We start from the raw sequence: 11,950 nt of genomic DNA, 5'->3' as shown, positions 1-11,950 counted from the left end.
GCGCGCGTGAGTCGCGCCCTTCCGGGGCGGAGTCTTAAAAGTCGAAATCAGAGTCTAGTTTCAAGTGAAACGGCTGTATTCGCCGAATAACCGTGGTTACCAATGAGTAAATAAAACTATCTTCTCGTGACTCAGAATATTTTAACTCGCTTCTGCGAAAAAGCTCAGGCGTCCGGACGACGCGACCGTCCGAAGGGCGAGACACACTATTAGGAGCAGCGGGATGAAATATCCGATCGCTATTGCCGCGGGAATCGCTGGCAGCTTTTTTGTCGCTCAAGCCGCCTCGGCGGCTGGTGGCTTTGAAGACCAAATGGGCCGTTGCCTGCAACAATTCGCCAACACGCGCGACGCCGCCCAGGTGATGCTGGAATGCACCGCCGACGCCGGCAAGCTCACGGAATGCAAGGTCGTGGACAACAGCGCCGCGGGCAAGGGTTTCGACAAGGCCGCCATGTGCATCGCTGAAAAGCTGCCGATGGGCGCCAAGACCGGCACCGTGAAGGTTCCGTTCCGCTTCCCGGGCGGCGCGTAAATCTAAAAGCTCCCCTCTCGGGGATCTTAATACGCCTCCGCTGGCTCCGCCGGAGCGTCCTTACAGGGGACGTTCCGGCCTGGGGCCAGCGGGGGCGTTTTGCGTTTGGGGTGTCTAGAACGCCCCTACCCGCCCCGCTTCAGCGTCTCGCGGGCGATGACCAGCTTCTGGATCTCGCTGGCGCCCTCGTAGATCCGGAAGATCCGCACGTCGCGATACAGGCGCTCGATGCCGTAGTCGGCGACATACCCGGCCCCGCCGAAGATCTGCACCGCCCGGTCGGCGACCCGGCCCACCATCTCCGAGGCGAACAGCTTGGCCGCCGCCGCCTCCAGGGTCACGCCCACGCCGGTATCGCGCAGGCGGGCGGTCTCCAGGGTCAGGGCGCGCGCGGCCAGGGCCTCGGTCTTGCTGTCGGCGATCATCGCCTGGACCATCTGGAAGCTGGCCAGCGGCGCGCCGAACTGCTTGCGCTCGCCGGCATAGGCCACGCAGTCGGCGAGCAGCCGCTCGGCCACGCCCACGCAGACCGCCGAGATGTGCAGCCGGCCGCGATCCAGCACCTGCATGGCCACCTTGAAGCCCTCGCCCTCTTCGCCAAGCCGATTCCAGGCCGGCACGCGGACGTTGTCGAAGGTCACGTCGTGGATGTGGGCGCCCTGCTGGCCCATCTTCTTCTCGGGCTTGCTGACCGAAAGACCCGGCAGGTCGCGCGGGACCAGGAAGGCCGAGACGCCCGAGCCGCCCTTCACCTCGGGATTGGTGCGGGCCATCACCGTGAACAGCGAGGCCTTGCCGGCGTTGGTGATGTAGCGCTTGGAGCCGTTCAGCACGTACTCGTCGCCGTCCAGCGTCGCCCGGGTCTGGACCGCGGCGCTGTCGGAGCCGGCCTCGGGCTCGGTCAGGGCGAACGAGGTGACGATCTCGCCCGAGGCAATGCCGGGCAGCCACTTGGCCTTCTGGTCGTCCGTGCCGAACATCACCAGCCCCTGGCTGCCGATGCCGACATTGGTGCCGAACGCCGAGCGGAAGGCGGGCGAGGCGCGGCCCAGCTCGATGCCGACCAGGCATTCTTCTTCCATGTTCAGGCCGAGGCCGCCGAACTCTTCCGGGATCGACAGGCCGAACAGGCCCAGGCCCTTCATCTCCTCGATGATCTCGGCCGGCACCGCGTCGTCCTCGGCGACCTTGGCCTCGATCGGACGCAGCCGCTCGGCGACGAACCGGCGGACGGTGTCGATCAACTGCTCGCGGGTCTCGAGGTCGAGGGCCATGGCGTTCCTTCCACTTCAAACACTTGTTTTGAGCGGACTGTAGCGGCGGAACGCCAGAAGGAAAGAGGGTTAGAAGCGCGACCGCCAGGTGGCCAGGGCCCCGACCTCCGGCCCCGCCTCGGCCTGATGGCCCGGCTGCAGGGCCAGGCTGGTGCGCACCACCAGCGACCGCCACGGTCCGAAGGCCCGCTCAACGCCCAGGCTGAGGTCGATCTCGCGGCCGTCGGGGGCGGCGCTGAAGCGGCGGGTCGAGAAGGTCAGCGGGTCGTCATAGGCCAGCGGCACGTCGGCCAGCACGGCCTGGAACTTGCCGCTCTCGATGCGCAGGGGCTGGGAGACCCCGAAGGTCAGGCGCGAGCAGGTCCAGCCGATAAAGCGGCAGTCGGCGCCGGCTTCCAGCCGCCAGGCGCTGCTGATGGCGCTGTCCAGCGACAGCAGGCCGCCCTCGACGCCCGTCCGTCCCACCGACAGGTCGGCGTGCAGGGTCAGGCCGGGGCGCGGATAGAAGTCCAGCGCCGCGGCCCCGAACCGGGTCCTGGCCGGCAGGGCCAGGGTGGTGCCCGGCGTCAGGTACGAGCCCAGCGGCCCCAACGGCTCGTCCAGCGCCCCGCCGGTCAGGCTGATCACCGCGTCGCCGACCTGCACCATGCCGGTGGCCGAGGTGTAGCTGGAGCCCTCGATCTCGGCGATCTGCAGCGGCCGGCGCGGATGGGCCGAGCCCTGTTCGGCCAGCAGGGCGAAGCGGCCCAGGCGCACGGCGGCCTGGGTGCTGCGGTCGGGCTGGGCGATGGTCTGGAACGCGTCGCGCCCCGCCGGACCGGCCGGCGCCGGGGCCCCGCCCTCGCCGCTCCAGTTGGACAGGCTCAGGCGGCCATAGGCGGCCTGCACCCGCATCGAGCGCATCGGCTGGGGGCCCAGGGTCAGGGACGGCTCGGGCTCGTGGGCCCGCTCGTCGAAGATCGGCCCCTCGACCGACACCGCCAGATTCAGCCCGCCCAGGGCCGGTCCGCCCAGCACCACCTGGCTGGAGGCCTGGATCGGCGGCGGGGTCAGCAGGGCGCCGCGCCGGTCGCCCGGCATGCCGTCGGCCAGGTTCACCGAGAACAGGCGCTTGTAGTCGTCATGGATCACCGTGCGCAGGCCGTCGGCCCGCTGCAGGGCCGAGCCGAAGGCCGCGCCGACATTGCCGCCGACGCCAGGCGGGGTCAGGGGCGCCGTCGCGCCGTCGGGCAGGGACAGGCTGCTGGTTCCCACCGGCGCGAAGGCCCGGGCCAGGTCCAGGCCGCCCCGGCCGTAGGTGGAGTCGGTCCCGGCCGTGCCCAGATCGCTGGCGGTGCGCAGCAGGATGTCGACCGCGTCGCGTCCCGACAGGTTGGGGAAGGCCTGCATCAGCAGGGCCAGGGCGCCCGAGACCTGCGGCGCGGCGAACGAAGTGCCGGACACCACCGCGCAGCCCGTGCTCCCGCAGTCGGTCACGATGTCGTCGCCGGGGGCGGACAGATAGCCGTTGGCCGAGACGCCGGCCTTGTTGGAATAGCTGGCCATCACCCCGGCCTGGGTCAGGGCGCCGACCGCGATCACCGAGCCGGCATAGCGCGGGTCCGTGGCGTAGCGGGCCGGCCAGGACGGATCAGCGTTCCCGTCGTTGCCTGACGAGACGGCGACCACGGTCCCGGCGGCGGCGGCGCGGGTCAGGGCGGCCTCGAACCTGGGCCCCTCGGGCCCGTCGCCGCCCAGCGACAGGTTGACGATCTTGGCGCCCTTGGCGACGGCGTAGTCCAGGGCGGCGGCCAGATCGTCGGAATCGAAGACGCATTCGGGGCAGCCGGGGGTGGACACGCTGCTGTCGTCGGCCCGGATCGACAGGATGGTCGAGGCGTAGGCGACGCCGATCGTGCCCGACCCGTTGAAGCGCGCGGCGATGATGTCGGCCACCCGCGTGCCGTGGCGGCTGGAGCCGACCAGGGCCCCACGCCCGATGATGTCGATGGAGTCCGGCGACACCGCTCCGACCAGGTCGGGCTGGCTGGCGTCCACCCCGGTGTCGACCACCGCCACGGTGATCCCCTGGCCGGTCGCGCCCTTGGCGTAGGCGGCCTCGGCGTGGATCGCCCCGAGGTTCCAGCCGCGCTGGTACTCGGCGCTGCCGGAGGTGGGATAGGTCGGAGGGGGCGGCGGCGGCGGGGGTGGAGGCGGCGGGGGCGGTGTGACGACGCCCGGCGCGGGACCCCCGCCACCGCCTCCGCCCCCACCACCGCACGCGACCAGCGGGACGGCGACGAACAGGGCCAGGATGCTGGGTCTACAGAACCAGGGCAGGACGAGACGCCGCAAAATCACCCCCAGGGAACGCGGTTAACGCGAACGGTTCTACACCTTCCCGGCCTCGGCCCGCGCCAGGGCGCTACGTCGCACCCCGTACAGGAAGTACACCGCCGCCCCGATCAGGTGGGCGTACAGGAAATAGAGCTGGGTCTTGGCCGGCAGGCTGTAGAACAGATAGAGACAGCCCAGGATGGCGCCGGGCGCCACCAATTGCCACAGCGGCGTGGAGAACACGCGGGGGCGGTTCGGCTCGCGCCGACGCAGGATGATCACCGACAGGCCCACGGCGATGAAGGCCGCCAGGGTGCCGGCGTTGGCCAGCTCGGCGATGTCCTTCAGCGAGAGCAGTCCCGACAGCACCGCCGCCAGGGCGCCGGTCAGCAGGGTCATCAGCACCGGGGTGCCGGTCTTGGGGTTCACCCGCGACAGGGCCGGCGGCAGCAGGCCGTCGCGCGCCATCACGAAGAAGATCCGGCTCTGGCCGTACATGAAGGCCAGGATCACGGTCGGCAGGGCGACCACAGCGGCCAGGGCCACCAGCTGGGCCATCCTCGGCTGGTTCAGTGTCTCCAGGATGAAGACCAGCGGGGCCTCGCTCTTGGAGAACACCTCGGCCCGCGAGGCGCCGATCGCGACGGCGGCCACCACCATGTAGATCAGGGTGCAGACCAGCATCGAGCCGACGATGCCGATGGTCAGGTCGCGCTTGGGGTTCTTGGTCTCCTCGGCGGCGGTCGACACCGCGTCGAAGCCGTAGAAGGCGAAGAAGATCAGGCTGGCGGCGGCCATGACCCCCACCTTGATCCCGTCCGCGCCGCCCCCGGCCACCGTATGGGCGGCGAAGCCCTGCGGCATGAACGGCGTGAAGTGGCTGGCGTCGAAGGCCGGCAGGCACAGGGCCACGAAGATGGCCAGGGCGGTGATCTTGATCACCACCAGCACCATGTTGACCGTGGCGCTCTCCTTGGTGCCCAGGGCCAGCAGCCCGGCGACGGCGAAGGAAATGATCACGGCCGGCAGGTTGATCAGGCCGCGTGTGCCGTCGTCCAGGATGACGTGCGGGCCGGCCAGCAGGAATTCGGGAAATCCGGCCATGCGGAACAGGCCGGCGGCGTGGGCCGACCAGCCCACCGCCACGGCGGCGCAGACCAGGGTGTATTCGAGGATCAGGCTCCAGCCCACGAACCAGGCGACCGGCTCGCCCATGGCCACGTAGCTGTAGGTGTAGGCGCTGCCCGAGGCCGGGATCATCGTCGACAGCTCGGCGTAGCACAGGGCCGCGCAGGCGCAGACGGCCCCGGCGATCAGGAACGACAGCATCACGCCGGGCCCGGCCAAGCCCGCGCCGACGCCGGTCAGGGTGTAGATGCCGGTGCCGACGATGGCCCCCACGCCCAGGGCGATCAGGTGGTACCAGCTCAGGGTCTTCTTCAGCGCGTGGGCGGGATCGCCGCTGGCCGTGTCGATCGCCTTGCGGCGGTTCCAGAAATTCATGCAGTCCTCCCGACTCTCGGCGCGGACGATGGGCTAGCGACGCGCCGCCGCCAAGGGGGAGAATTTGCTCCGCCGACGACGTTTCCTGACAAGCTTGTACAGCTGAGGCTCACATCGGGGTCGGAAGCCGCCGCTATAGATCCCTCTCTCCATGAGAGAGGGATTTACAAACTCAGATCACCGCGTCGAAGGCCGCCCAGTTCGGGACCTCGCCGCCCGCCGACTTGCGGCCTCGGTTGGCGATGCGGGTGTAGAGCAGCTTCACGCAGCGGCTGCCGGTGGTCTCGAACAGGAACGGGAAGATGCCGTGGACGAAGCAGGCCAGGCCGCCCAGCAGCATCGGGAAGGCGAAGCTCCAGGCCACGGCCATGTGCTCGCTGTAGGTCTCGTCGACCGAACGCGGATGGCGGGTGAAGACGTCGAGCATGGGAATCCCCGGGATGGCACGTCCTTTCAGAATGCCGCGCTTCGCGAGAATGACATGGTCGAAGACGCGCGCTCGTGGCAGTTATGGAGAATTCCATTCTCCCAACGGGCCCGCACAGAGAATGATCACTCTCGACCAGATCGACCGCCGCCTGCTGGCCATCCTGCAGCAGGACGCCACCACGCCCATCGCCGAGCTGGCCGAGCGGGTGGGCCTGTCCCAGACGCCGTGCTGGAAGCGGGTCAAGCGGCTGCAGGACACCGGGGTGATCACCGCCCGCGTCGCCCTGATCGACCGCGAGGCCCTGGATCTGTCGCTGACGGTGTTCGTGGCGGTGAAGACCGGCCGGCATGACGAAGAGTGGCTGGCCACCTTCGCGGCCGGGGCCAAGGCCCTGCCCGAGGTGGTCGAGTTCTATCGGATGAGCGGCGACGTCGACTATCTGCTCAAGGTCGTGGTCCGCGACATCGCCGCCTATGACCGCTTCTACCGCCGCCTGATCGCCACCGCCCCGCTCACCGACGTCAGTTCCAGCTTCGCGATGGAGCAGATCAAGTTCACGACGGCCTTGCCGATCCACACCGGTTGATCCTGTCACGATCGCACCCTCAACTGCCGGCCTGGTGTTGGGGAGCAAGATCATGGACGCGACGCGGCGCACGGCCTTCGGACTGCTGATCGGCGGCGCGGCGCTATCGCCCGGCCTGGCGGGCGCCGCCGAGACCTCGGTCGATCCCAAGGCCCCTCCGGCCATCCGCGCCCATCTGGGCGTCACCGAGAACCCCTACGGCCCCAGCCCCGCTGCGAAGAAGGCCGCGCTGAAGGCCGTCGAGGAAGCCGCCTACTACGCCTGGGAGCTGGAGCCGCCGCTGGTCGCGGCCATAGCGAAACGGGAAGGCGTGTCGCCCGACCAGGTGGGGCTGTGCAACGGCTCGCTGGAGGCGCTGTCGCTGTTGTCGACGGCCTTTTCCGCCAGGGGCCCGGTCGTCTCGCCCCAACCGAGCTACGCCACGCCCCTGCTCTACGCCCAGCGCCAGGGCGCGAAACTGGACTGGGTCCAGCTGGCCGCCGACCAGCAGATCGACCTGCCGGCGCTGGCGGCGCGGAAGACCGGGGCCGGCGCCGTCTATGTCTGCAATCCTAACAACCCGACCGGCCTGCTGCTGGACCCCGACGCCCTGCGGACCTTCTGCGTCGAGACCGCCAAGGCCTGCCCGGTGATCGTCGACGAGGCCTATATCGAGATCAGCCCCGATCCCGCGCGCCACTCGATGGTCGACCTGGTGCGCGACGGTCACGACGTGGTCGTGGCCCGCACCTTCTCCAAGGTCTACGGCATGGCCGGGTTGCGGGTCGGCTTCGTGATCGCCCAGCCCGAGCGGATCAAGCAGCTGAAGAGCCTTATCCCCACCCACAAGGGCCGCCCCGGCCTGGCCGCCGCCCTGGCCTGCTACGGCGACCCGGCCTATCTCGCCGGGACCAAGGCCTATCTCGAGGGCTGCCGGAAGAAGATCTACGCGATCTGCGAGGCCAACGGCCTGGAACACCTGCCCTCGCACGGCACCTATGTGTTCGTGAACTGCGGCCGGCCGAACCTGGCTTTCCAGAAGACCCTGGCGTCGATGGGCGTCGAGGTGCGGGTGTTCGACAGCCCCCGCCACCCGACCTGGATCCGCGTGGGCACGGCCAGCCCGGCCGAGCTGGACTATTTCGCGACAGTGCTGCCGAGGGCGTTGAAGGCGTAGTCACCCACAGGCCTGCCTTCTCCCCGACGGCCGCCTTCGAAAGCTCAAGAGCGGCCGACGGGCGGTTGTGACCGACGATTTCATGGACGGCCTCGTCGATTTCAAGTTCGCTCGTTCGTCATCCCAGGAAAGGCGGCCCGTCCGATCGCCGCAAGGAGACGTCATGACCCGATACCTGGTCGCTATTCACCACCCCGACGACTACGACGCCTCCGCCGAGGACGAAGCGATGCACCGCGACATCCGCGCCCTCAACGAGGCGATGGTGGCCGCCGGCGTCAGGGCCTTCGTCGGCGGCCTGGAGCCGGCCGGCCGCGCGACCTCGCTGCGGGCGCGCCCCGACGGCCAGGTGCTGATCACCGACGGACCGTACCTGGAGGCCAAGGAGCACGTGGGCGGCTTCTGGGTGCTGGAAACCGCCGATCTGGACGAAGCCCTGTCCTGGGCCCGCAAGGCCGCCGTCGCCTGCCGCGCCCCGGTCGAGGTGCGGGCGTTCCTGGCGGGACCGCCGCGGGCGGACGGCTGAGCGTGAAACCCCTCTCTCATGGAGAGAGGATTCAGAACGCGCCTTTTCCGGAAAGACCCCTGACGTCATCCGCCGGCGGCAGGGCCGCGCCTTGACACGGCCAGACGCCAGAGCTCCGATCCACCAAGGTTTCAAGGCGCGGCCCATCCGAGGCGGATGGTCTTTCCCAAAGAAGCCGAAGTTTTCGCGCCGGCCTGCTTGGCGCCAGAAGGGACGCCCAAGCCATGACGAGCGAGACGCGAAAGACCGCCCGGATGCCGTCCGGGTTCATCGCTCTCGACGCCTTGCTGGGATGGCGCGGCGGATGGAAGGGCGGCGGAGACCTGTTCGACATCCGCTACCGGCCCAGTGTGGGGCGGCGATTGATCGCCGAATACGACGGCGACAGCGGCGCGGCCTGGATCGTAGTCGAAGATCCCGTCAGCTATCGTGTCTGCGACGAGCGCGAACTTCTTCCCTACTGGAACCAGCGGGCCGAAGAGGGCGCTCCCGTCGCCTTCGCCTACGAGATCGCCCAGAGCGCCTATCTGGACGAGATGGCCGCGGGGCTGACAGGCCTGAGCGACGGTGTGCTGCGGCATTTCCTGCTGGGTGGCCAGAACCTCTGCCTCGAGGTGATCGCCGCTGATCTGCCCGAAGTCGTCTACGAGCGTCCGGATCCGCTCGCCGGGGACTGAACTCAATCCGGCCAAAGATCCTGCACATCCCCCTTGCGGTTCAGCATGTGCGTGGCCCGCTTGATCAGCATCAGCAGCCGTTCCCGCCGCCCGTCGGTGTCGTAGGTCAGCGACGCCTTCGCCAGGCCTTCCAGCATGAACCGCGCCAGGTCCCGGCTGGCCTGGAAGCGCGGCCCCGCCCCGGCGTGGAGGATCTTCAGGAAGTGGTCGCCGGCCTGGGCGCGGTCGAACTCGGCCTGGGCCGGGGCCAGCAGGGCCTGGACAGCCGGATCGGTGCGGCCCGCGGCCTCCAGCTCGGCGAAGGCCAGGAACGGCACGGTGTGCAGCAGGTCCCAGTAGCTGTCGATCGCGTGTTCGGTGACGTCGCCGCCCGGCGGCAGGTTCTCGGCGGCGGCGCGGAACAGGGCCGAGCGCTCGGCCTGGACGTGGGCCACGGCCGCCTCGACCAAGGCCTCGCGGGTGGGGAAGTGGTAGAGCATCGCTCCGCGCGTCAGGCCCGCGGCGTCGGCGATCACCGGATTGGTCGCGGCGTGATAGCCGATCTCCGCGATCAGACGCATCGCGCAGTCGAGAATCCGCGCCCGGGTCTTCAGCGACTTGGGCGTATCCTTGGCGAGGCGAGCGGCGTCCATGACCCTGATCTAGTCAAAGCGATGTTGCGCTGCAACAGCACAGCGCATGTAAAGCTTTGCCTTGTCCTACAAGATTTATCCAATGGTGAAATTTCGGGCGTTGGTGCGGCGCAGCGTCGCGCCGTGTGCTGAACGACGTTTCACGAAAGCGACATGCAATCAGCTTAATCGCCGGACGAAGCGCCCTCCCTTGCAATCGGGGGGTCATGGCCGGTCCGGGGGGATCGGTTCCCGAACGCCGACCTGAACCGCCGGAGGGGCACATGGTCACCGACATCGAGATCCGCCACTACCGCTCGATCTTCATCAGCGACGTGCACCTGGGCACGCGCGGCTGCCAGGCCGAGCTGCTGCTGGACTTCATCCGCCACGTCGAGTGCGACAAGCTCTACCTGGTGGGCGACATCATCGACGGCTGGAAGCTGCGCAGCGGCTGGTACTGGCCCCAGAGCCACAACGACGTGGTGCAGAAGATCCTGCGTCTGGCGCGCAAGGGCGTCGAGGTGATCTACGTGCCCGGCAACCACGACGACCGGGTCCGCGACTTCTGCGGCACCCACTTCGGCGGGGTGGTGGTGGCCCGCGACGTGATCCACGAAGCGGCCGACGGCAAGCGCTACCTGGTGGTCCATGGCGACGAGTTCGACGGGGTGGTGCAGCACGCCAAGTGGCTGGCCTTCCTGGGCGACTGGTCGTACAGAACGATCCTGATGCTGAACACCTTGCTCAATCGCGCACGACGCAAGCTGGGGTTCGGCTACTGGAGTCTTTCGGCCTATCTGAAGGTCAAGGTGAAGAACGCGCTGCAATTCATCGAGAATTTCGAGGCCGCGGTCGCCGACGAAGCCCGTCGGCGCGGCGTCGACGGCGTGATCTGTGGACATATCCACAAGGCCGAGATGCGCGAAATCGACGGCGTGCTCTATGTGAACGACGGCGACTGGGTGGAAAGCTGCACCGCGCTCGTGGAACATATGGACGGACGGCTCGAAATCCTGGAATGGTCCAAGCTTAGGTCCTGGTCGGTGATCGACCGGGCGCGGGCGCTCGTCGTCGAGCCCCCTATAGCGGAGCCTGCCGCCGCCTGATGCGGATACTACTCGCCACAGATGCTTGGGAACCGCAGGTCAACGGCGTGGTTCGGACCCTCACCAAGGTGATGGCCGAGCTGAAAGCCATGGGCCATGAGGTCGATGTCGTCAGCCCCGACCAGTTCCCCACCTTCCCGCTTCCGACCTATCCGGAGATCAAGCTGGCCATCGGCGCCTACGAGCCGGTGATGGAGCGCTTCAAGTCGTTCGAGCCCGAGGCGATCCACATCGCCACCGAGGGCCCGATCGGCCTGGCCGCCCGCCGCATCTGCCTGGAATGGAAGCTGCCGTTCACGACCAGCTACCACACAAGATTCCCTGAGTACGTGTCGGCTCGTCTCCCGCTGCCATTGTCGGCCGGCTACACCTACATGCGCTGGTTCCACAAGCCGTCGGGCCGGCTGATGGTCGCCACCCCGACCATGCGCGACGAGCTGATCCGCCACGGCTTCCGCAACATCTCGCCCTGGACGCGCGGCGTCGACACCGACGTGTTCAAGCCGCGCGTCCAGGGCGACGCCGACGTGTTCGAGGGCCTGGCCCGACCGATCTTCCTCAATGTCGGCCGCGTGGCCGTCGAGAAGAACATCGAGGCCTTCGCCAGCCTGGACCTGCCCGGCACCAAGGTGATCGTCGGCGACGGCCCGCAACGCGAGGAGCTGGCCGAGAAGTATCCGGACGTGGTCTTCGCCGGCGCCAAGTTCGGCGAGGAGCTGGCCCGCTACTTCGCCTGCGCCGACGTCTTCTGCTTCCCGTCCCTGACCGACACCTTCGGCCTGGTGATCCTGGAGGCCATGGCCGCCGGCGTCCCGGTGGCGGCGTTCTCGGCCCCGGGCCCCATCGACATCATCCCCGGCTCGAACGCCGGCGTGCTGGCCCCCGGCCAGACCGACGGCCTGCGCGAGGCCTGCCTGGCGTGTCTCGACATCGACCACGTCACGGTCCGCAAGTTCGCCGAGGGCTTCTCGTGGCGCGCCTGCGCCGAGGAGTTCTACAAGAACCTGCAGCCGTATCCCGAGCCGGAGAAGACGCGGTTCTGGCGTAGGCTGCGGCGGCTGGCGAGGCTGCGGCGCAAGCCGGCGGCGTAGGTTCGGCGAACACTTGCCCCCTACGGATCGCTTCGCGATCGTCTTCCCCCAAAGGGGGAAGAGGGGCGTCCTCAGCCCCCTATGGGGGCGGACAGACGGCGAAGCCGTCAGGTGGGGGCAAGTAGGTGAGCCACCG

General features: G+C 68.6%; 12 protein-coding genes. 7 read left to right on the top strand and 5 right to left on the bottom strand.

All coding sequences use genetic code 11. From position 1 onward, the window contains the following. Window positions 1-223 precede the first annotated feature (223 nt). On the top strand, window positions 224-535 hold the full coding sequence (locus tag AC1DMQ_RS05025) for an energy transducer TonB (RefSeq protein ID WP_012284370.1): 312 nt from the start codon (window positions 224-226) through the stop codon (window positions 533-535). A 125-nt stretch (window positions 536-660) separates the two neighbouring features. Here the strand turns inward: AC1DMQ_RS05025 and AC1DMQ_RS05020 are convergent, their stop codons facing one another. The 4 genes from AC1DMQ_RS05020 to AC1DMQ_RS05005 form a co-directional block, all read right to left on the bottom strand. Then, window positions 661-1,809 (bottom strand): acyl-CoA dehydrogenase family protein, encoded by a 1,149-nt coding sequence (locus AC1DMQ_RS05020; RefSeq protein WP_477032445.1) that lies wholly within the window; start codon window positions 1,807-1,809, stop codon window positions 661-663. A 69-nt stretch (window positions 1,810-1,878) separates the two neighbouring features. After that, window positions 1,879-4,149, bottom strand: coding sequence for a S8 family peptidase (locus AC1DMQ_RS05015; RefSeq protein ID WP_477032444.1), 2,271 nt, complete (start codon window positions 4,147-4,149; stop codon window positions 1,879-1,881). Window positions 4,150-4,179: 30 nt separating this feature from the next. Next, the gene (locus AC1DMQ_RS05010; protein WP_477032443.1) at window positions 4,180-5,628 is read right to left on the bottom strand and encodes an amino acid permease; all 1,449 of its coding nucleotides are present in this window, start codon (window positions 5,626-5,628) and stop codon (window positions 4,180-4,182) included. A gap of 172 nt (window positions 5,629-5,800) precedes the next feature. Continuing rightward, window positions 5,801-6,055, bottom strand: a complete 255-nt coding sequence (locus AC1DMQ_RS05005) for a DUF6356 family protein (RefSeq protein ID WP_477032442.1) — start codon at window positions 6,053-6,055, stop codon at window positions 5,801-5,803. Between the two features lie 121 nt (window positions 6,056-6,176). On the opposite strand from AC1DMQ_RS05005, the gene AC1DMQ_RS05000 reads away from it, so the two are divergent. The 4 genes from AC1DMQ_RS05000 to AC1DMQ_RS04985 all read left to right on the top strand — a co-directional run bounded on the left by AC1DMQ_RS05000 (window position 6,177) and on the right by AC1DMQ_RS04985 (window position 9,003). Continuing rightward, complete coding sequence (locus AC1DMQ_RS05000; RefSeq protein ID WP_477032441.1) at window positions 6,177-6,644, top strand: Lrp/AsnC family transcriptional regulator; 468 nt, start codon at window positions 6,177-6,179, stop codon at window positions 6,642-6,644. A 52-nt stretch (window positions 6,645-6,696) separates the two neighbouring features. Further along, a complete protein-coding gene (locus tag AC1DMQ_RS04995) occupies window positions 6,697-7,800 on the top strand; it encodes a pyridoxal phosphate-dependent aminotransferase (RefSeq protein ID WP_477032440.1) in 1,104 nt (367 codons plus the stop codon). A gap of 163 nt (window positions 7,801-7,963) precedes the next feature. Further along, window positions 7,964-8,326 (top strand): YciI family protein, encoded by a 363-nt coding sequence (locus AC1DMQ_RS04990; RefSeq protein WP_477032439.1) that lies wholly within the window; start codon window positions 7,964-7,966, stop codon window positions 8,324-8,326. A gap of 224 nt (window positions 8,327-8,550) precedes the next feature. Next, window positions 8,551-9,003: a hypothetical protein gene (locus AC1DMQ_RS04985; protein ID WP_477032438.1), complete on the top strand. Its 453-nt coding sequence runs from the start codon at window positions 8,551-8,553 to the stop codon at window positions 9,001-9,003. 2 nt (window positions 9,004-9,005) lie between these two features. On the opposite strand, the gene AC1DMQ_RS04980 is transcribed toward AC1DMQ_RS04985, so the two are convergent. Further along, complete coding sequence (locus AC1DMQ_RS04980) at window positions 9,006-9,635, bottom strand: TetR/AcrR family transcriptional regulator (protein WP_477032437.1); 630 nt, start codon at window positions 9,633-9,635, stop codon at window positions 9,006-9,008. A 263-nt stretch (window positions 9,636-9,898) separates the two neighbouring features. Between AC1DMQ_RS04980 and AC1DMQ_RS04975 the strand changes: the two genes are divergently transcribed. Together AC1DMQ_RS04975 and AC1DMQ_RS04970 are read left to right on the top strand one after the other, a co-directional pair. Further along, window positions 9,899-10,723 (top strand): UDP-2,3-diacylglucosamine diphosphatase, encoded by an 825-nt coding sequence (locus AC1DMQ_RS04975; protein ID WP_477032436.1) that lies wholly within the window; start codon window positions 9,899-9,901, stop codon window positions 10,721-10,723. Further along, entirely contained in the window at window positions 10,723-11,814 is a 1,092-nt protein-coding gene (locus AC1DMQ_RS04970) for a glycosyltransferase family 4 protein (protein WP_477032435.1), read from the top strand. Before AC1DMQ_RS04975 ends, AC1DMQ_RS04970 begins: the two co-directional genes overlap by 1 nt. Window positions 11,815-11,950: the final 136 nt, after the last annotated feature.

Source organism: Caulobacter sp. 05L422 (assembly GCF_056397765.1).
Note: the sequence above shows the minus strand (reverse complement) of the source record. Positions and strands in the feature narration are given on the sequence as shown.

Excerpts from the sequence above, each read along its gene's own strand:
- AC1DMQ_RS05025 (WP_012284370.1), top strand. The coding sequence starts at position 224 with ATGAAATATCCGATCGCTATTGCCGCGGGAATCGCTGGCAGCTTTTTT.
- AC1DMQ_RS05020 (WP_477032445.1), bottom strand. The coding sequence starts at position 1,809 with ATGGCCCTCGACCTCGAGACCCGCGAGCAGTTGATCGACACCGTCCGC.
- AC1DMQ_RS04985 (WP_477032438.1), top strand. The coding sequence starts at position 8,551 with ATGACGAGCGAGACGCGAAAGACCGCCCGGATGCCGTCCGGGTTCATC.
- AC1DMQ_RS05005 (WP_477032442.1), bottom strand. The coding sequence starts at position 6,055 with ATGCTCGACGTCTTCACCCGCCATCCGCGTTCGGTCGACGAGACCTAC.
- AC1DMQ_RS05000 (WP_477032441.1), top strand. The coding sequence starts at position 6,177 with ATGATCACTCTCGACCAGATCGACCGCCGCCTGCTGGCCATCCTGCAG.
- AC1DMQ_RS04990 (WP_477032439.1), top strand. The coding sequence starts at position 7,964 with ATGACCCGATACCTGGTCGCTATTCACCACCCCGACGACTACGACGCC.
- AC1DMQ_RS04970 (WP_477032435.1), top strand. The coding sequence starts at position 10,723 with ATGCGGATACTACTCGCCACAGATGCTTGGGAACCGCAGGTCAACGGC.
- AC1DMQ_RS05010 (WP_477032443.1), bottom strand. The coding sequence starts at position 5,628 with ATGAATTTCTGGAACCGCCGCAAGGCGATCGACACGGCCAGCGGCGAT.
- AC1DMQ_RS04980 (WP_477032437.1), bottom strand. The coding sequence starts at position 9,635 with ATGGACGCCGCTCGCCTCGCCAAGGATACGCCCAAGTCGCTGAAGACC.
- AC1DMQ_RS04975 (WP_477032436.1), top strand. The coding sequence starts at position 9,899 with ATGGTCACCGACATCGAGATCCGCCACTACCGCTCGATCTTCATCAGC.
- AC1DMQ_RS04995 (WP_477032440.1), top strand. The coding sequence starts at position 6,697 with ATGGACGCGACGCGGCGCACGGCCTTCGGACTGCTGATCGGCGGCGCG.